We start from the raw sequence: 19732 nt of genomic DNA, 5'->3' as shown, positions 1-19732 counted from the left end.
TAAAACATATGTCTTATTATATGGGGCAACGAAACCATTTTCAACGCACTAGAAGTAAGTATATTGTATTTTGGGCAAATTAAAAAGCTGTCACCCAGTGCCAGCTCAATAAAATTCTTTCAGGCTGTTTAGTTAAGGTGCTTATTTACGATTCTCAAAAGTTCATCTGGGCGAAAAGGTTTGGAAACAAAGTCAACTGCCCCCCGCTGTAAAGCTTCTACTACCATCGTTTCATGCGCCACAGCACTGCAGATGATCACCTTGGCTGAGGGATCAATCTCTAAGATTTCATCAAGGGCTGACAACCCATCTAGTTCAGGCATTGTAATATCCATGAATGTCAAAATTGGCCTATAAGACTTGTAAAGTTCAACAGCCTGACGGCCATTTTCAGCTTCTACGATGTCCTTAAGACCTTTACGCGCTAGAATTTGACAAATCATTAAGCGCATAAAGCTTGCATCATCTGCAATTAAGATTCTGTTCATTCTCGGAGTCCTCTCCCTCTTAACCAGGACTTTAGTCCTATCCCTTATAGTTCGCTCTTAAGTAACATTTTCCTGCTCAAGGTAAAGAACTTTTTATAAAAGAACTTTATTATTGTCAATAATCCTTAATTTTCAACAGAAATCATGATTTTATCCAATTGTATATTAGTTTCGCAAAGAACAATCGTTTGAATTAAGCTGACTTCATTGGGAGTTAAGCTTAGGGCATAAACGATCAACGTGACATTGTCGGGGTTGACATCAGTGACTACATCTTTAAAGCCTTTGATTTTTAAGAGATTTTCGATTTCATCTTCTTTTTGGATTTTGGTACTGAGTTCCAACCATTTTTCTTGGGCTTGGATTTTAGTTTTTTCTACCGTAGAATTGAGTAATTCAGAGAGCATGGCTTTGGTTTCTTGACGAAACTGTTCCCGCTTCAACCGATAATTTACAAAATAGTTTTCCCCAGTCCCATCTGGTTTAATAGTTTCAAACTGAATTTTAATATTAGGATCAACTGTAGAAGCTCTTGTAGATTGGGTAGATAAGGTTGAAACAGCTGAATGACGTTGTGGAGCGTTGAGCCATACCCAAAATGCCCCCAGGATCAGCACCAGACTGGCAAGAAATCCTAACAGCTTCCCTAGACGGAGCAGTTGGTCATTAAACAAGAATTCAGGTTTTAGTTTTTCCTTCACCATTCATTATACTCCTCCCATTGGCACAACAGTAATTTTAGCACTTGGAATATTCAGGAGTGTTTGAACTGCCGTGTGGATCGCTTCCCTGACTTTAGGATCACGGGCTCCCTCGGCGATGACTAAAACTCCAGCAACCTCCGGACGATCTTCCATCACCATGACAGGCTGAGAGGAACCGTTAGGCATAACCATTTGGTTATTCTCAGTTACCTGCGTTGTCTCTCGTGTTCCCCAGCTTTATCCGTTTCTTTGGAAGTATTCTTCGTGACACTTTGATTACGGGCATACTCACTTTTTAACCCTGTGGATAAACTTACAGATACTTGAACTTTCCCTACGCCATCCATTAACAAGATGTTGGCTTGCAGTTTGCTTTCCAACTCCTTTTCTAAAGCGCTGATTTTAGTATTCGTCATAGCTATTGGCGAACTAGCTGACTTGGTTTGCAGCCCTTGTACAGTAGTTTCTGGTCCTTTTCCCAGATATATAAAGGACATTCCCACCGCGATGAGTGCTACTAAACCTACTAACATTTTCTCTGAAGAAATAAGTTTTAGCATTTTCACAGACAGTTACCTCCTACAAAAAATAAAATTAACGTTCTTGAACATGAATTGCATCTTTTGACAAGCTCATAAAGACTGAGATTTTATCTCGAACTTCGTCACTTTTAGGAGATTGTTTTTGATCCAGAGGCTTAGGCCCTATGGTAATCGGTTGGACAGGTTCTATCTCTTCTTTAGATGCCGTTAAAGTTACGTTTACCTCTGATATTTTGGGTTGATCGATGACACCACCTGCTCCCTCTTCAAATTTTATATCCACCAGGGCAGATTCAACGCCTTTAGTACTTAGAGCAAGTGCTTGAATCTGGTTTACAAGAATCTTTCGATATTGTTCTTGAACAGCATCCCGTCCAACTTTAACTCCTTGCCCCTCTGCGATGACTGGAAGATCCTGAGGAGCAGCATCGCTCCAAGCGGGTATCTCCATTGACAATGGAGTGTGCAGCAATGATGTTATCGGAGCAAGCACGGCGGAAATCACAAACAATCCCATGACCATCTGGACAAATCCACGCATTGATTTGTTTGGTAAAAGCATTTCCAGAAAGGTTGCCACTAATAAAATCAGAGCTAAGTTTCGTACCAGGTTTTGTAAGGTTTGCGTAATGCTCTCCTCCTTAGTGCAACATCACGGAAAATGTCCCTGTACCAATCACGACGGCAACCATCATGAAAAACATGATCGCAACTGAAGCAACGGTTACTATGATGAATATTAGACTTTTAGACATGTCCTGAAGGCTGTCTGCCAAACCTTTTTCACCAAGAGGTTCTACAAGAGCAGCAGAAACTCGAAACACGAGGATCATCGTTAAAAGTTTAATGATAGGGCCTATACAGATAATAACGATCGCTAACAAGGCAATAATTCCAACGGCATTTTTCAACAGTAACCCGGAGGTTATCACTAGTTCGACCGCATCCTTGAAAAACTTCCCTGCAACTGGAACAAGATCGGCTGAATATTTAGCGGTCCGAAAAACAACACTATCAGCCACGCCGCCTGTTACCCCTTGAACGGTCATAACTCCGATAAATATTGTCATGACCACACCAAGGGCGATTTTTCCCACAAATTCAAAAAGTCCGGCTAGCTTACTAAGCTTGAATTCCGTAGAGATATGATTGAATAGTTTTAACACCGCTGCCAGAAAGAACAGTGGTAAAATAATCGTTTTAATCAATGTCGCTAAGACGGTTAAACTACCCATGATAAGTGGTTTGAATAACGCTGCGCTTGTGATGTTTCCCATCGTAATCAATAACGTCAACATTACCGGAAATAAGGTTTGCATTAAACCTACCATCTGATCAATGACACTCGTCGCAATGGTCAAGGCCTCACGGAAGGACGTAAGCGCAATACTAAGCAAAACGAGATAAGTCATAATTTGGGCAGTTTTTCCGACGCTTCCGCCAAAAGCTATTTGAAGTTGTCCCAAAATACCGCTGAGCGCTGCCAGAATAAGCAGCTTTCCAATTAAGGGAACGCTATTTGATATCTCCCGCATTAAGATCCCCAGGAGCATCTGACCGAATTTTTCCGGTGATAAATCCAATTTGCCGCTCTTCAGGTCCGTAAAGACCTGTGCTAAGGAGAAATTCGAAGTCCCTGTTTGCGCATCACGATCCAATTGATCTAAAAACCCTTGCAGCTGACTTAAATCGATCTCTTGGGAAATTTCAGCGGTCTGCTGCGACTGTGAAGGGATTTCATCAGCTAATACAGGAGGAGTTATCCCACACAACAGGACAACTATCAAAAGAATCAATTTAACCATCGACACCCTCAAATGCATCACCTCACGGAACGAGTCGAACTAGTGACTCGGTAATGGCTACAATGATTGGAATTGCTAAGACAATAACCCCAACTTTAGCCGCAATTTCAATCTTTGTAGCTAAAGCGCCTTCCCCTGCATCGCGACAAATTTGTGCTCCAAACTCTGCTAAATAGGCCACACCAACAATCTTTAAGACAATCAGCAAGTAATAAGAGCTGATATTGGCTTGGTCCGCTAAGGTTTGGAGCAGATCAATAACAACTTTGATTTTACTTAGAATCAGAATAAATATCGTCGCACCAGCCAAAATTGAAAGCTGTAAGGCTATTTCAGGCCGAAACTGTTTTAAAACAACACTTATTATTGTTACAATAAGGGCTAGTCCCACTATTTGCCATATCTCCACGTTTTAGCCCCCTAATACAGGTTAAAAACACTCTTGACCAAGGTGAATAGTTCTGAGATTGACTGGACGACGATATAAAGAACCACGATAACCCCTACAATGGTTACACCTTGAGCCATTTCCCCTCGTCCGGATTGATTTAAAACGGAAGCAAGTACCCCGACCAAAATTCCAATTCCTGCAACGGTGATGATTAGATTAAAGCTCATTCGATCGACTCCTCTCTTGGTTATATTAAAATGAGCACTCCTGCGATCCCACAGAGGAACCCTAGATAGGACCACATTTTGGCCTGCTTTTCCGACCAAATTCCAACTTGGTCTTTCAACATGGAAAGCTGACGCAAGACAAGTTCCAGTTGTTTGTGCTGTTCTTGACTGTCTGAGCGCCCTAATCCTTTGCCAATATCACGAATCACCCGCCAATCTTCCTGTTTCAGACAGAATCGAGAACTTTGTTGGGAAATCTCATTATTCCAAGCTTCACCTGCAGGCTCCCCTCGTTCTAAGCGTTTTTCCAATTCGGAGAAAAATCCTTGCCAAGGTATGTCTGTCCGTTCTTTCAAAACGCAAAATGCCTCTGGTAAAGGGGTCGCTCCCCAAACAATTTCCGTATCCAAAAGAGTTAGAGCGACTAGACATTCTCGCAATTCTTCTGGTCTGCGTCGAATTCGATGAGCTAGCCATAATCCCATAGATCCACAGCCGGCGATAAGCGCTATACACCCAAATAGTATCATTACAGGCTCCTCCCAGTTTTAAGGTCGTAAATTCCTTCGATCGTTCCCGGACCGGCTTGTCTGCTCAACACTACCAAACGCTCAAACACTCCTTCCTCAAGCAACTGGGCCAAACTTGGCCTGTTTTTGGCCTCTTCCAAAGAACTTGCATGGGCCGTACTTAAAATTCTCACCCCTGTACGCAAGGCGTCTTTCAAAGCCACAACTTCGTCACGATGCCCCAACTCATCCATAACAATAACTTGAGGGGCCATAGAACGAATGAGCATGCTTAAACCAGATACTTTTGGGCATCCATCTAGGACATCTGTGCGGCAACCTAAATTGTAGGTGGGCATCCCCTGCCACATACCAGCGAGTTCACCACGTTCATCGATAACTCCCACACTTTGCCCTTCGAACCCCAAACGAGGAACCCCATTACTAATTAAACGAATCAGATCTCTTAGGAGAGTTGTCTTTCCCGCCCGAGGGGGAGAGATTAACAAAGTATGACAAAGTAATCCGTCATTTCTAAAAAGCTTAGGTAAAATACAAATACCTCGACCTTTAATGTCATGAGCAATGCGAATGTTCAAAGAGGAAATATGCTTTAGCTTTTGTATTTTGCCTTGTTGGAGGACAGCTTCTCCTGTTACTCCTACTCGATTTCCTCCAGGAAGGGTTAAAAAGCCTTGTCTCAGATCTTCTTCAACTGCATAAACCGAACTTTGAGTCATCCTTTCTAAAGTTGCTGCCAGATCTCCTATCGTTACTATATAAGCTTTATCCGGTGCCGTAATTTGACCCTCACGGTTTAAAAAAAGATCCTTATCCGATGTTCTGAGCAGGAATGGCTGCCCAGCTCTTAAGCGAATTTCTTCAACTTCCTGAACTCCGAGAGCTTGAATTTTATTTAAGATTAAACAGATGGTCTCTCCAAACCACTTGGCCATATCTCCCCATATTGGTACATTTTGATTAGACACTGAAGGTTTAGATGCTGCAGATAGCACTTTTTTCGTTCGGATGACAGATAACTGATAATGCAGCGACACGTCTTTGCCCCCCCTTAATTGAAGGTATGTCCACCTTAGCAATTTTAGACATGTTTAGGATGGAAAAAGTAATTTTCCCCACACAAAAAGCCGGGCACACAACTACATGTACCCGGCTAATAACTTCGCTTCAATTGGTCAAAAGAAACTCTTGAGAAAATCTAAGGTTTATGAAGAGAGCATTCTATACATAGGTTCAACTTGATATTAGCCTAGCCGGCTAAGCAACAATTCCATTTCCTGAGGAGTGATCGCTTTGCTAAAGAGAAACCCTTGCATTTCATCGCACCGTTTATCTTTAAGAAAGGACCATTGTGAATTCGTTTCCACACCTTCCGCAACGACCTTTAGCCGGAGGTTTTTGGCGAGTTGAATAATGGCCGTAACAATCTCCTTTCCGTTGTCACCCGTGCTGATATCCCGAACAAATGACTGATCTATTTTCAAGGTATCAATTGGCATACGACGCAAATAATTCAGGGAAGAGAACCCCGTTCCAAAATCATCGATGGAAATTCGTACTCCCAACTCCTTGAAACGTCTTAACATTTCAAGCGATGTTTCACCGTTCTCCATAGCGATGCTTTCTGTAATCTCCAGTTCTAACCATTGTGGTTCCATTCCGGTTTCTTCCAAGATCTCCGCCACCCGTTTAATGAAATTTGGTTCGCGAAATTGACGGGCAGATATGTTCACAGCCATACGCATAAGCGGGTACCCTTGGGCCCTCCAAGCCATATTTTGCCTGCAAGCTGTCTCTAAAACCCATTCTCCAATCGGAACAATTAACCCTGTTTCTTCTGCGATAGGAATAAATGACAAGGGTGAAACAAGGCCATGTTCTTTAGAATTCCAACGCACTAAAGCCTCAAGTCCCACGATACAACCCTTGTTAAAATCCACCTGGGGCTGATAATGAAGAACAAACTCTTTACGCGCTAGCGCCTTGCGCAAACTATTCTCCGTCGAAAGCCGTTCATTCGCTTTAATGTTAAGACCATTGGTAAAGAGCTGACAATTGTTCCGGCCCAATTCTTTGGCATAATACATGGCTGTATCAGCTTGCTTTACTAAAGATTCAATATCGCTGCCCCCGCTCGGATATAGGCCGATCCCGATACTCGTACTCATATACACTTCATTATCCTCTAAAACAAATGGTTGAGTGAAAGCTCCTAAGATCCGCTCTGAAACTCTCAGAGCCTCTTGATCATGACTGATCTCAGAAAGGAGTACTAAAAATTCATCTCCGCCTTGCCTAGCAATCGTATCCCCTTCACGCAGCGTTTCACGTATTCGTTCCGCGACAGCTTTCAGCAGCAGGTCTCCAAGGTTATGCCCCATCGTATCATTGATTAATTTAAAACGATCTAAGTCCAAAAATAAAACAGCTAGCTGGCCACGCTTACGTCTGGCCTGAGCTAAAGCCTGTTTCAAAAGTTCATTAAAGAGCAAGCGATTGGGCAGACCTGTTAAGGAATCGTGATGAGTTTCATGGGTTAGCTCTTGGAATCCCCACCGGAGCAAAAAATAAAGCAGAACTGCCGTTAATAAAACTGAAAGCGAGCCTTTAATGGTTGCTAATTCAAAAAATAACCATTGATTTGTAACGGTCATCTCTAAAAAACGATTTGAAAAAAGAATCCAACCTCCACTGACCACAATATAGAGAATTGCCACCTTTAAAGGTGAGATGCTGCGGAACGTATGCTTTTTTGACTTCAATCTCCTTATTCTTAGGCCCATTTGCAAGGACTCCCTTCTGGTGATGATATTCTCCAAAAGGCGGAAATTCCCTGCAAATAAACGAAACTTTGTACAAATTAGTCCGAAATCAAACTAAAGAAAAAAATAAAGAGTGCCTCAGTCTAGGTTAAAACAACCGTTGCACTCTTCGTTCGAAAAAGAGCTCTAATCTTTTAAATTGAGAGTAAAACTGGCAAGATCATCGGGCGTCTATGAGTCTTTTCCCAAAAATAATTTCCCAGACTGTCTCGAAGGGCGGATTTTAAAGTGCTCCATTCCAACTGATCCTTCTGAAGCTGAGTTGTTAGCGTGTTGCTCCCCACCTTTTTGGCCTCATCCACTAACTCACCTGCTTCCTTCATAAAGGTAAATCCCCGTGAGATAATATCCGGCCCAGATAGAAGGGTATAGGGCTTTCCTTTGGAAAGAGCCGCTATCACTACAACTACGCCGTCCTGAGCAAGCTGCTGACGATCCCGCAGGACAATCTGCCCCACATCACCTATCCCTAATCCGTCGATATTGACACTCCCAGCTTCCACACTTTCTCCAAATTCCATGCGATCCGCGCTTAGTTCCACGCGAGAACCGAGTTGCGTTAAAGCAATATCCTTATCAGCATAGCCAAGCGTTTGTCCTATCCTGCGTAAGGCAACCTGATGCCTAATTTCACCGTGGTGAGGGATAAGGTAACGCGGACGGGCAAGCCGAATAATAAGTTTAAGCTCTTCTTGATTGGCATGGCCGGAGACATGTACTTGGCCCATTTCTTTAGTGACAACTTCCGCCCCGATTTGATAAAGATGATTGATGGTTTTACCTACAAGTTTCTCATTCCCAGGAATTGGAGTTGCAGCAATGATAACCATATCTCCAACCTCAACCTTAATTTGCCGGTGACTGCCTGTGGCCATCCGAGTCAAAGCCGCTAAAGGCTCTCCCTGACTCCCCGTCGTCAGAACTAACAACTTCGATGCAGGGACATTCTCTACCTCCGAACTATCCACTAAAACCTCTTCATAGGGAAGCTTTAAATAGCCCATCCCAATAGCCGTTCGCACGACACTCTCCATACTCCTGCCAACAACACAAACTTTGCGGCCGATGTCTGCCGCCGCATCGACGGCTTGCTGAATCCGATGCACATTGGAAGCGAAGGAAGCCATGATAATTTTGCCTTCGGCACGTTCAAACCACTCCCGCAATGTTTTTCCTACGACCATTTCAGACATCGTGACACCAGGTCGTTCCGCGTTGGTCGAGTCGCAAAGCAAGGCCAAAATTCCTTCTTCTCCCCAGGCAGCAAGTTTTCCAAGATCCATATTTTGCCCATCAATCGGTGTATAATCAACCTTAAAATCCCCTGTATAGACCACTCTGCCGACAGGAGTGAGCAACGAATAGCCAACTGCATCTGGAATACTGTGTGTTACCCGAAACGCTTCCACTTGAAAAGCCCCAGCCTGAATAAGTTCACCTGGTTCAATACAGTGGACCAAAGATTCTGGGTAGGAAGCGCGTTCCTGAAACTTTGCCATAACTAATCCTAAGGTTAGCTTCGTCCCATAGATAGGGATATCTAATTTAGGCAAAATAAAAGGAAGTCCACCAATATGATCCTCGTGACCATGTGTGATAAAGAGACCTTTAATACGATCACGGTTTTTTTCCAAATAAGATATGTCCGGAATCACTAAATCGATCCCTAACAATTCTTCACCTGGAAATTTCACACCTCCATCAATGATAATAATCGAGTCTTCATATTCAAAAACAAGTAAGTTTTTCCCTATCTCTCCAGTCCCCCCGAGGGGAATTACACTAAGTTTTGAAGTCTTTGGGGATAACACAAAATCACCTCCTATGGTACAACTAAATCTAGTTTGTCCCATAGGAGGTGATAACATGTTTTTAATTAAGCCCGCTGAACATAGTTTCCTGTTCTGGTATCAATAATCAGTACATCCCCTTCATTAACAAAGAAAGGTACTTGCACAACCGCACCGGTCTCCAGAGTTGCTGGTTTTGTTCCCCCAGTAGCCGTATCTCCTTTGACTCCAGGCTCAGTGGCAGTCACAACGAGTTGAACAGAATTTGGCACATCGACACCGATAACTTCTACTTCATAGAAGAGAACCCCTAAGCTCATATTTTCTTTTAACCATTTCACACCGTCGCCTATTTGATCCTCCGTCAAGGAAACTTGTTCATAAGTTTCGTTGTCCATTACAATGTAATGATCAGAATCTTTATAGAGGTACTGCATTTCGCGGCGCTCCACGTGCGCTTTATTCACCTTTTCGCCAGCATTAAACCTCCGCTCAACGACCCCACCAGTCCGTACATTTTTCAATTTTGTGCGGACAAAGGCTGCTCCTTTTCCAGGCTTAACATGTTGAAACTCAACAACTGAAAAAACATCTCCATCAATTTCAATGGTAAGCCCTGTCTTAAAATCGTTCGATGAAATCATAAATCGATCGTTCCCCCTAAAATTCTTTTGTACCAACGAAAGTATAACTTCCGGATAACCCAAGTGCAACTAGTTCTGAATAATTTTTAATTTTAAAGAAAAAAAGCAAGATAACTACTCTAAAATAATAAATTCTTTCGGGGCCTTGGTCAAGACTTCACAGCCGTTTTCAGTGACTAGAATTATATCTTCAATTCGTACGCCACCCCAATCCGGGATATAAATACCTGGCTCCACGGTAACCACCATACCCGGCTCTATCACGCGTTCTTCCCGCATATTAAAATTCGGACCTTCATGAATTGCTAAACCCACAGAATGTCCCAGTCCATGTCCAAAGTATTCCCCATATCCTGCATCCTCAATAATTTTACGGGCAACCGCATCGACTTCTTTTCCAGTTCGTCCAGGAGTAACAGCTGCAATACCAGCTCGTTGAGCTTCCAAAACAAGCGCATAAATTTCCCGTTGTTTTTCTGTAGGCTCACCTAAGAAGATAGTACGAGTAATATCTGAACAGTATCCTTGATAAATTGCTCCAAAGTCCATCGTCAGAAACTCTCCGGCTTGTACCTGCTTCGGGCTTGCTGTGCCATGCGGCAGAGCAGAACGATTTCCTGAGGCGATAATAAATTCAAAGGAACCGCCGTTAGCTCCCAGCCGACGCATGAAAAACTCTAAATTGAGTCCAATCTCCTGTTCAGTCTGTCCGATTTCAATCGTTTTCAAAACTTCGGCAAAAGCATCATCGGCAATTCGAACAGCTTGCCGGATTAAATTAATCTCCTGCTCGTCTTTAATAGAACGGAGGTCATTTACGAAGCTAGGCAACGACAAGAGTTCGCTCTGGAGAAATGACTGTCTTAGCTTTCCATAGTCAGAATAAGTAATAAAGTCCCCCTCAAAACCCACTCGTTTTGACTGAAGCCCAATTTCCACAAGTGTTAAAAAGTGGTCATGTCCAGTCTTTACAATTTCGAAGTCAGGGGCTTGTTCTTTCGCTTGTTCTATGTATCTAAAATCTGTTAACAAAAAAGCCTTATCGAGGGTAACGATCAATGTCGCTTCTCCGCCAGTAAAACCGCTTAAATACCGTCCGTTTTCCGGGCGAAGAACTACATAGGCATCAATCTTATCTTCCTGCATTCGTTGGCGCATCCGTTCTAACCGATTCATTGATGCAACCTCCTTTATTTTTGTTGACGACGAATTTGGTAATCAACAGCATAACGTGTTGCCAAGGCGTAACCATCCGCTCCCAGCCCCGATATTTGTCCAAGACAAACAGGCGCAATCAGGGAACTCGATCTAAAAGCTTCACGAGCATGAATGTTCGAAAGGTGAACTTCCACAGCAGGTACCTTGACTGCACTTATGGCATCCCGAATTGCATAACTGGTATGAGTCCAGGCTCCTGGATTGAGTATTAAAAAATCCGCTGGGGTTAGAGCTTGAATCCAGTCAATCAGATCTCCTTCATGATTCGTTTGCCGACATTCTGCGTTTAGTCCAGCGAGCTTGGCGATCTCAAGCACCTCTTGATTTATCTCTGCTAAAGTGCGTGAACCATAATGTTGTGGTTCTCGTACTCCCAATAAGTTCAAGTTAGGACCATGAAATACCCAAATACTTGCCAATTCATCACTTCCTCGTCTTTACCCAAAATATTATCACAATTTAGGAGAGTAGCAAAGTTAATAGTTACTATTCCAAACAAAAACCTCCGTTATACGGAGGCAGAGCTTTGATCAACTGAACTCAGGCAAGCCTTTCTTCAAGACGGGCTTCGTGTTGTGCTTGAATCTGAGGAAACTGTTGGGGTGATTGTGAACTTTGCTGAACTTTGGTTTGAATCGTAGATTGGGGCGTGGCTTTGATCTTTTCAGCCTTATCCCCTTCTCCGCTTACTAGACGCGGAGAGAGCACAACATCTAAATTGCTGAGCATAATTTGCAGTTCGGTGGGTCCCCCTTCACCGGAAGGTTGAGTTTTATGAATCTCCGTACGGGGAAGAATAAAATGAATCTCATGGGGAATCTTGGGCTCTCCGATCCGCCGAAGACGAAAATGGACTCCTTCAACTTCAATTTCGACATTATCGAGATAATCGCCTACGAATTCTTGGCCTTGGGCCACACCAATATCAGCATAGTGCTCGGTCCCCTTGAGACCACCTTTGAAGTCAGGAAGAACGATTTTTTGTCCTATCTGAAGCTTCCAGGGGTCAAGATTTGGATTGGCTTGTATAAAATCATCACAGGAGCACCCCCATCGCTGTGCCAGACCATGAAAATTATCTCCCGGCTGAAGAATGTATTCTTTAATCACCTAAAATCCCTCCTCTTCTTTAACGTATGTAAGAGAAGGAATGTCACGTTACTATATATCCCTCATATGGATATAATTTCAGAAATTTACTTCCCTGTATAACAATAAATCTGAAGCAATACTTCTCCCCCTTCCGCATCTAAAACAACCTCTTGGACATGAATGATACCTTCTCGCAGGTCTTCCAGAGTGTTAAGAGACGGGACAATATTTTCCCATTTCCCCTGCAAATGCAGTCGTACCATAGTATAATCGAAACTTACTCCAAGGCTGCTCTCATTGCGCTCTCCAAACCGTTCAACATTTAGCGCTGCCACTTTAACGCCTTCTTTGCCGAAAGCATCTTGACATTGCTCAATAATGTCAGGCAATTGATCCATGCTCGGAATCATGCCCCTAGACAAACCGCCAGTGTCATCAACACCTGTTTTTAATACCTTCTGCCAATAGTTTTTTTCCTTTTTCAGACCCTGTAAGTGATCATATGCTGGTTGCCAAAGCAAAGCAAACCCCAAAGTTGTGCAAAGCAGCAATGCTACAACAATACCTTTGACTTTTTTTATAGGAATCTTCCTTGGATGAGAGATCATCGAAATTTTAAGTCCTGAATCGTAAGTTTTCTTTGAGAAATAAGACAATACTTAACCTCCTCTACTCGAGGTTAATCCCGTTCCTTCTTCGCTCGTTTGGTGTTTAAAGAAAATTCAATGCTGTTAAGTGATGTCAATTGATAACTTGACAGAGCAGGTTCATCCCAGCCCATCACCTTCAGGGTTGTGATTAAAGTCTCTATGCTGCGCGCATTCTTTGCCCTGCCATGCAAGAACATGGTTCCTTGTTTGAAGACGATTTGTCCAATCTCTAACTCCGGCCCAGATAACGCTTGCACTTGGCTCAAATCTTCCCCAATTTTCTCCGAGTGAATTTTAACGTTGTTCCAAGCCGTTCCTAGATCATTCTGATATTTTATCTCCGCTTCGATCCGTTCACCTTGTTTGGCAAGCTCTACGACTTCTTTTTCTAAGAATGAGGACTTTAGATAAAGTGAGTACCAAACTATATTTCCCAGCAAAAAGAGCCCGCAAAGAACAAAAGCCAGCACTTGATACCTTCGTTCTACTGTCTGTTCTCTTTTCCGCTGTCGCCATAGATTAAGAACAGGTCGGTGTGAGAAGGCTAGGATTCCGTATCCAACCGCCACCTCACTCCCTCCCTCATAGTCCTCCAGGACCTTTTTCCAGGCCTCAGGCACTGACTTTAGCTCAGCTTTCTCAACAGCTGAAACAAGATTGGATCTCAACAGAGCCTGGGCTACAGACTGAACGCTTGAGTCGCCATTCCAAACAAGTCGTTGGAAATTAAGATCCGGATGCTGTGTCCTATGATATACGAGAAATCGCCGGATTTCATTTTCCCACTCCTCCAAGGGTTTATCTAAGCTCACTTGACCTTGCTCGTCATGGGGGGGAAAATGTGATTCTCGCGCTGAGCGCAGTCTACGCATATTTTCTGGTATGATTCCTCGGAATATTGCCAATTGAAGCCCTTCAGATTCACCTTGTAAATAGAGTACATCTTCATTGGATTCAAACCCCAGGCTTTGTCCCAAAATTGCCAACGAAAAATTTATGCCCACAATCTCAATGTTCGCTCGTTTAAAAATTATTATATATCGTTCTAATAAGCTCCTTCGCACAGCCCCTAACAATACCTTTAGGTTTTGGTGCTTTTCTTCAGCTAGGACAAAATAATCATAAATTATATCTGATTGACTCGGCATCTCTTCTGCGGTTAAGAGAGATATTGCCGATCTTCGGTTCCGCTTTGAAAGCCAAGGTATTACGAAAGAGCGCACAATCCCTGTTTGCAAAGGGATTGCCAAATAAGCCTGATGGTTTTTACATGAATGCTCTGAACAATAATTTGTTAGAATTTCGAACAGGGCCTCTTCGTCACGAACAACCCCTTGTTCGACCACACCAAAAATTGGAATGCGATCAAATTGAACTTCTGCGGCCTCGGATTTTAGCTTAAAATTTCTAAACAAGGGAAGTGGGGATTTAAAAACTCGTATTTCATGATCTGTCACCTCATAGATTACAGACTCTCTACTCATCGAGTCACCCTCCCGTTATCGAACCCATATCCAATACCAATCGAAAATTCGTACTCCCCACAGCAGCGCTAAGACCCCTCCAAGTGAGAGATAAGGTCCAAAAGGGATCTGTTGCCGAAAACTTTTATGACCTGTCAGGATATAAAAAATCCCTATAAGGGCTCCCAGAAAACTCCCTGAGAAGATCGCCAGAAAAATAGAGGGAAAACCTAAAAATGCACCTAAGGCAGCTACCAGCTTAACATCTCCAAACCCCATTCCTTGTGGGTAAACCTTGGCAATCACCCAGAAAAGCCCACCAGCACCTAGAGAACTTAAGACACTTTCCCAGCCGTTCGGACTCCCCGGCAGAAGAAAGGCACCTAAAATGCCAAGTCCCCAAAGCGGCAAAGTGAGAACATCCGGCAAACAGAATGTATCTAAATCAATCAACGATAAAGCAATCAGCACCGATATAAACACTAGATCCAATAATAATCGTGCCGGATGGAGAGCCATATTGAAAGCTAGCTCACCTGTTAGGTAAAAGAGAAAACCCGTAAGTAGTTCGACGATGGGATAGCGCCAGGAGATAGGCGACTGGCAGCTTCTACACTGTCCACCTTGAATCAGAAAACTAACCACAGGAATGAGCTCCCAAGCCCGAAGAGCATGGCCGCACTTCGGGCAGTGTGAACCAGGGGATACAACCGATTCTCCACGAGGAACCCGATAAATTACAACATTTAAAAAGCTGCCGATTAGGAGGCCAAGAACTCCAAGCATTATATTCACTAGCAATAAAAACAACAATGTGCCCACCTCTTCAGTTTAGGAGACTGACAATGAATACAGAAACACGTTCACAATGTTTAATTTGCTGATGTCCAAAGGACATTTTTTAAATCATCATCATAAGTTCGAACTTCGGCCGCTAAGCCATCATTTGTCAAATAAATCATCACTGAATGGATTGTGTCACCCGCTTTAGGTTCCGGGATGAGATAGAGCGAGCTATCTGCGGCATCGGCCTTTAGCTCTGCAATCCCGAACCCTTTATTCTCATCTGCAACAACCTGTTGTGTCGTCGATCTGTCCAACTTTCCGATATACTTCGGAATCAATTTCACGCTATCGACCTCACCGGTTTCCTTTATTGTAACCTCCGTTTTTTTAGGATAAATTCCATTTTCAACTTGATAGCGGTCAAAGGCCGCTTTAATCTGGTGTGCCGTTGCTACATCGGCTTTTCTCCGTGCATTAGCCGTACTTAAGGTTAATTTAGGAATAATTATGGCTACGATAATGCCCATTATAATGACCACAGCCATAACTTCCAGCAACGTAAAACCGTCTGCATTTTTGAGCTTATTCATCCCTTTCATTCTTTCTCCCTCCAAATCCAACGAGTTCCTTATTCAATATGTGAACTAAGTTCGAAAATTGGAAGCATAACTCCCCCAGCCACTAAACCTATTAATCCTGCCAGTAAGAGTATAAGTGCAGGCTCTATCATACGGGTCAACCGTTCGAGCTGGCACTCAAGATCTCTGCGAAATAGACGCGTAATATGATACAGCATCATATCCAGCTGTCCGGTTTCCTCAGCAACGGCCAACATTTCAGCCCCTTCTCTCGGAAAAACTTCGCTGGTATTTAAGATATAAGCCATGCGCTGTCCCTGTCGGACACTTTGTATAAGCTGCTCTGTCAACTTCAACATGTCTGAACCGCGACATGTATCTGCCGTTAAACGCAAGGCTTCCAACAAGGGGATTCCTGTGGTCAGCAGACGGCCCAGGATACGGGTGAATTGAACCAATCCGTTTAAACGATAGATCTTGTTTAGAAGAGGAAGATACCTCATTAAACCTTTAAGGTTTATTTTCCAATCATTAGGGTTACGAAACCTTAGGACAAGAATCCCTCCTATAGCTATTAAAAATAAACTTGCTAAAATAAAGGGCAGTTTTCGCCCAACCATAAGAATGACTTGGGTCATAAATGGCAATTCCACATCCATACTCACAAACAGTTTCTCATACATTGGCAGCACTTCAGTTGAAAGAACGAAAAGCGCTACCAGGACAGCTATTAACAAAAGCATAGGATAAGCCAGAGCCGTATGTATCTTTAGGCGAAAGGCATCATCCTGCTCCAGCTCATCCGCTACTTCATTAAGAGCCTTGCCGAGGTTTCCAGCATGTTCTCCTGCTTTAATCATAGAAAGCACGTAGGGGGTCGGAGGTGAATCCAGATCCTGTAAGGCTTCCGATAAATCACTCCCTGCCATCACACGATCTTTAACTCTCAGCCATTGTTTCTGTTCGAAAGTCAGTTCACCTTTTTGTGAGGTCATAATTTCCAAGGCTTGAAGAAAAGGTATTCCAGCTTCTAAAAGATTCGCTAATCGGCGGGTTTGAAAGCTCCATCGTATTTGAGCTCGATGCATCAAGAACTCTCTTAGGGGCTTCTGTCGTCTTCGTATTGCCACTGGGAAAAATCCTTCATTTCTTAGACGTGCTTGAATCTCCGCAGCATCGTCCCCTACCCACAAACCGCCTATCATAGTTTGCTCATTATCCAACGCTTTCCATGTAAACCAGTGTTTGCTCATCTCCGAATACTATCAGGGCTCTGTAGTTTTTCTTTGGCAATTTCATAAGCTACAACACCTTTTTGAACGAGCTCCATAATGGCTTTGTCCATCGTTTGCATACCTAGTTTGCCATTGGTTTGAATAACCGTGGGAAGTTGATGGGTTTTGCCCTCACGAATCAGGCTGCGAACTGCGGGATTCGCCAACATGACCTCAATAGCGGCCACACGTCCTTTATGATCTGCTCTAAGAAACAATTGTTGTGACATAATCCCTTGTAAAACAGCCGCCAGTTGAACACGAATTTGCTGCTGTTGATGTGGTGGAAAGACGTCAATCATGCGGTCCACGGATTGGGTTGCATCGTTTGTATGTAAGGTACTAAACACTAAATGTCCAGTTTCCGCAGCCGTTATTGCCGTAGCAATCGTTTCGAGGTCTCTCATCTCACCGACTAAGATCACATCTGGGTCTTGTCGCAGGACGGCACGCAAAGCATTGGAAAATGAATAAGTATCGTTGCCGACTTCCCGTTGATTAACTAGGCTTAATTTATGCCTATGTAAATACTCTATTGGGTCCTCTATGGTAACAATATGACATGCTCTTGTTCGATTAATATAATCTACAAGTGAGGCAAGGGTTGTCGATTTACCACTTCCGGTGGGGCCGGTCACTAGAACCAAGCCTTTAGGTAGCTTGGCAAGCTCAACACTTACAGCGGGCAAACCTAAACTTTCCGGAGTCGGAATGACAAAGGGAATTAAGCGGATGACTATCCCAATTGATCCTCTCTGGCGGAAAACGTTAACACGAAAACGTCCAACACCAGGCAAACTATAGGATAAGTCCAGTTCTCCCAATTCCTTAAATCGTTTACTCTGCTCATCATTCATGAGTGCACGAGCAAAGGATTCTAAATCCGACTGTGACAGCTTATCCATTGGCAAATGTACCATTGATCCATCCACGCGCAAAACTGGTGCACTTTCTACTGTCAAATGAACATCAGAGGCCTTTTTTTCTCCAGCTGCATGCAAAAGTTCTTGAATTGAAACCATTTTGTCTTGTTCTCTCCTCTTACTCATCAATCTTGGAAGTTGTAAACAGTACCTCCTCCACAGTCGTTAAACCTTGTATAACTTTCAAAAGGCCATCTTCGTAGACTGTCATCATTCCCGAAACCAGCGCCTGCTGCTCGATGTCACGCGTATTATGTTGTGTAAGGACTAATTCCTTAATCTCCTGGCTATAAGGTAAAAACTCATGAATTCCAATCCTTCCTCGAAAACCTGTTCCTAAGCATTTGAGACATCCCTGAGGTTGATAAAGGTGAGTTGTGGAAATTGGCAAGCGCAGCACTTGTTTCTCAACCTCAGATACCTGATAACTTATCTTGCAGGCATCACATAAGCGGCGAACTAAACGTTGTGATAAAACTCCACTCACTGCAGATGCCAGTAAATATGGTTCTATTCCCATATCTATAAGGCGTGCCAAGGCCTCTGCTGCAGTATTCGTATGTAAGGTTGATAAGACCAAATGACCTGTAAGGGATGCGGTAATCGCTATTCGTGCCGTCTCTTCATCACGGATTTCCCCGATCATGATCACATCTGGATCCTGACGCAATATATGTCTCAATCCAACTGCGAAACTAAGACCTGCAGGAAGATTCACTTGAACTTGGTTAATTCCCGCAAGTTGATATTCGACAGGCTCTTCGATTGAAATGACGTTTTGCTCCTCAGCGTTTAATTCCCGCAAAAGTGCATATAACGTCGTTGTTTTACCACTGCCTGTCGGCCCGACGATCAGAATCAAACCGTTCGAATGCTTCAGTAACCCCTGGACTCCCGCCTCCACCTCTGAACGCATACCTAAATCTTTTAAGGAACGCTGAGCCATCTCAGGATCTAAGATGCGAATCACAATTTTCTCCCCGTGAACGGTAGGAAGAGAGGACATCCGCATATCTACGCGCCTTACTCCGACACTAAAGGTCATTCGTCCATCTTGGGGCAGCCGCCGTTCCGCGACATCCATCTGAGACATAACCTTGAGAGACGATACGATGCTCCGAGCGACATGAGAGGAAAAAGTATGTTTCCGAATAAGCTTTCCATCAATTCGATAGCGAACCACAAAATCCTTTTGACGAGGCTCCCAATGAATGTCGCTAACTCCTTGCACAACTGCCTCTTGAAGCACAGAGTAGACCAATTTTAGGGTAGGTGCATCCTCTTCCTGAAAGTCATAGTCTCTGTTCTCTTTCCACACTCCTGGTTCTTCCAAGGTATGATTAACCAGATGATTGAGTTTAGCGACAGACTGTTCAACCGTAAGATGCTGCCGAATAGCTGTTTGAATTTCCTCAGCGCTGGAGAAAACCGGGTCAATCTCTAACCCTGTGATCACATGAAGGTCTCGGAGAGCACGTTCATTTGTAGGATCAACCATGGCAACCCTTAAAATTCCAGCCTGACGCTGAAAAGGGATAAGCGTATAGCGACGAGCCATCTCTTCAGGAACTAATCCAACAATCCCAGGGTCAAAGATGACTTGAGTCAACGAAATCTCAGGGATACCGAGGTATCTGCGCATCGCTTCAGCCAACTGCTTTTTAGACAGGAGTCCCCTCTGTACGAGATCCTCTCCTGATACATCTTCAACACTTAGCTCACGCCCCAATTCTTGGGTTATTTCTTTAAGGTCGAGATTAATGTAGGTAAGCAGATATTGGACAAATTCATCTCCTTTTTTCATA

Annotated in this window: 21 protein-coding genes and 1 pseudogene; all 22 read right to left on the bottom strand. The window is 43.5% G+C overall.

All coding sequences use genetic code 11. The annotated features are described in order from the left end of the window. Positions 1-128: 128 nt before the first annotated feature. The 22 genes and pseudogenes from VZF35_RS21355 to VZF35_RS21250 all read right to left on the bottom strand — a co-directional run bounded on the left by VZF35_RS21355 (position 129) and on the right by VZF35_RS21250 (position 19731). Positions 129-488: a response regulator gene (locus tag VZF35_RS21355; protein WP_407308304.1), complete on the bottom strand. Its 360-nt coding sequence runs from the start codon at positions 486-488 to the stop codon at positions 129-131. A 125-nt stretch (positions 489-613) separates the two neighbouring features. Beyond that, complete coding sequence (locus VZF35_RS21350) at positions 614-1192, bottom strand: SpoIIIAH-like family protein (protein WP_407308302.1); 579 nt, start codon at positions 1190-1192, stop codon at positions 614-616. Positions 1193-1195: 3 nt separating this feature from the next. Further along, positions 1196-1752, bottom strand: a pseudogene (locus VZF35_RS21345) (stage III sporulation protein AH). 34 nt (positions 1753-1786) lie between these two features. Continuing rightward, positions 1787-2314, bottom strand: coding sequence for a stage III sporulation protein AF (locus VZF35_RS21340; protein WP_407308300.1), 528 nt, complete (start codon positions 2312-2314; stop codon positions 1787-1789). Between the two features lie 61 nt (positions 2315-2375). Then, the gene (gene spoIIIAE / locus VZF35_RS21335; protein WP_407308298.1) at positions 2376-3539 is read right to left on the bottom strand and encodes a stage III sporulation protein AE; all 1164 of its coding nucleotides are present in this window, start codon (positions 3537-3539) and stop codon (positions 2376-2378) included. Positions 3540-3561: 22 nt separating this feature from the next. Beyond that, positions 3562-3948, bottom strand: a complete 387-nt coding sequence (gene spoIIIAD, locus VZF35_RS21330; protein WP_308897289.1) for a stage III sporulation protein AD — start codon at positions 3946-3948, stop codon at positions 3562-3564. Positions 3949-3959: 11 nt separating this feature from the next. Continuing rightward, positions 3960-4157: a stage III sporulation protein AC gene (gene spoIIIAC / locus VZF35_RS21325; protein ID WP_407308296.1), complete on the bottom strand. Its 198-nt coding sequence runs from the start codon at positions 4155-4157 to the stop codon at positions 3960-3962. Positions 4158-4177: 20 nt separating this feature from the next. Further along, a complete protein-coding gene (locus VZF35_RS21320; RefSeq protein ID WP_407308295.1) occupies positions 4178-4687 on the bottom strand; it encodes a stage III sporulation protein AB in 510 nt (169 codons plus the stop codon). Further along, on the bottom strand, positions 4687-5724 hold the full coding sequence (spoIIIAA, locus tag VZF35_RS21315) for a stage III sporulation protein AA (protein ID WP_407308293.1): 1038 nt from the start codon (positions 5722-5724) through the stop codon (positions 4687-4689). The genes VZF35_RS21320 and spoIIIAA overlap by 1 nt, the downstream gene beginning before the upstream one ends. Before the next feature lie 207 nt (positions 5725-5931). Beyond that, on the bottom strand, positions 5932-7449 hold the full coding sequence (locus VZF35_RS21310) for a putative bifunctional diguanylate cyclase/phosphodiesterase (protein ID WP_407308291.1): 1518 nt from the start codon (positions 7447-7449) through the stop codon (positions 5932-5934). Positions 7450-7643: 194 nt separating this feature from the next. Beyond that, complete coding sequence (locus VZF35_RS21305) at positions 7644-9320, bottom strand: ribonuclease J (RefSeq protein WP_407308288.1); 1677 nt, start codon at positions 9318-9320, stop codon at positions 7644-7646. 65 nt (positions 9321-9385) lie between these two features. Next, a complete protein-coding gene (efp, locus tag VZF35_RS21300; RefSeq protein ID WP_407308286.1) occupies positions 9386-9943 on the bottom strand; it encodes an elongation factor P in 558 nt (185 codons plus the stop codon). Between the two features lie 114 nt (positions 9944-10057). After that, the gene (locus VZF35_RS21295; protein ID WP_407308284.1) at positions 10058-11119 is read right to left on the bottom strand and encodes a M24 family metallopeptidase; all 1062 of its coding nucleotides are present in this window, start codon (positions 11117-11119) and stop codon (positions 10058-10060) included. Positions 11120-11133: 14 nt separating this feature from the next. Further along, positions 11134-11580, bottom strand: coding sequence for a type II 3-dehydroquinate dehydratase (gene aroQ / locus VZF35_RS21290; RefSeq protein ID WP_407308281.1), 447 nt, complete (start codon positions 11578-11580; stop codon positions 11134-11136). Between the two features lie 121 nt (positions 11581-11701). Then, positions 11702-12271 (bottom strand): LysM peptidoglycan-binding domain-containing protein, encoded by a 570-nt coding sequence (locus VZF35_RS21285; protein ID WP_407308278.1) that lies wholly within the window; start codon positions 12269-12271, stop codon positions 11702-11704. Positions 12272-12357: 86 nt separating this feature from the next. Further along, on the bottom strand, positions 12358-12909 hold the full coding sequence (locus VZF35_RS21280) for a hypothetical protein (RefSeq protein WP_407308276.1): 552 nt from the start codon (positions 12907-12909) through the stop codon (positions 12358-12360). Between the two features lie 23 nt (positions 12910-12932). Beyond that, the gene (locus VZF35_RS21275; protein WP_407308274.1) at positions 12933-14387 is read right to left on the bottom strand and encodes a competence protein ComA; all 1455 of its coding nucleotides are present in this window, start codon (positions 14385-14387) and stop codon (positions 12933-12935) included. A 15-nt stretch (positions 14388-14402) separates the two neighbouring features. Further along, positions 14403-15152 carry a prepilin peptidase gene (locus VZF35_RS21270; RefSeq protein WP_407308271.1) on the bottom strand — a complete coding sequence of 250 codons (750 nt, stop codon included), beginning with the start codon at positions 15150-15152 and terminating at the stop codon, positions 14403-14405. A gap of 86 nt (positions 15153-15238) precedes the next feature. Beyond that, positions 15239-15751 carry a type II secretion system protein gene (locus tag VZF35_RS21265; protein WP_407308269.1) on the bottom strand — a complete coding sequence of 171 codons (513 nt, stop codon included), beginning with the start codon at positions 15749-15751 and terminating at the stop codon, positions 15239-15241. 29 nt (positions 15752-15780) lie between these two features. Next, a complete protein-coding gene (locus VZF35_RS21260; RefSeq protein WP_407308267.1) occupies positions 15781-16983 on the bottom strand; it encodes a type II secretion system F family protein in 1203 nt (400 codons plus the stop codon). Beyond that, complete coding sequence (locus VZF35_RS21255; protein WP_407314773.1) at positions 16980-18026, bottom strand: type IV pilus twitching motility protein PilT; 1047 nt, start codon at positions 18024-18026, stop codon at positions 16980-16982. Before VZF35_RS21255 ends, VZF35_RS21260 begins: the two co-directional genes overlap by 4 nt. Before the next feature lie 19 nt (positions 18027-18045). Further along, on the bottom strand, positions 18046-19731 hold the full coding sequence (locus tag VZF35_RS21250; RefSeq protein ID WP_407308265.1) for a GspE/PulE family protein: 1686 nt from the start codon (positions 19729-19731) through the stop codon (positions 18046-18048). Position 19732 lies beyond the last annotated feature (1 nt).

The organism is Desulfosporosinus paludis (assembly GCF_045689965.1).
GTDB lineage: Bacteria > Bacillota > Desulfitobacteriia > Desulfitobacteriales > Desulfitobacteriaceae > Desulfosporosinus > Desulfosporosinus paludis.
Note: the sequence above shows the minus strand (reverse complement) of the source record. Positions and strands in the feature narration are given on the sequence as shown.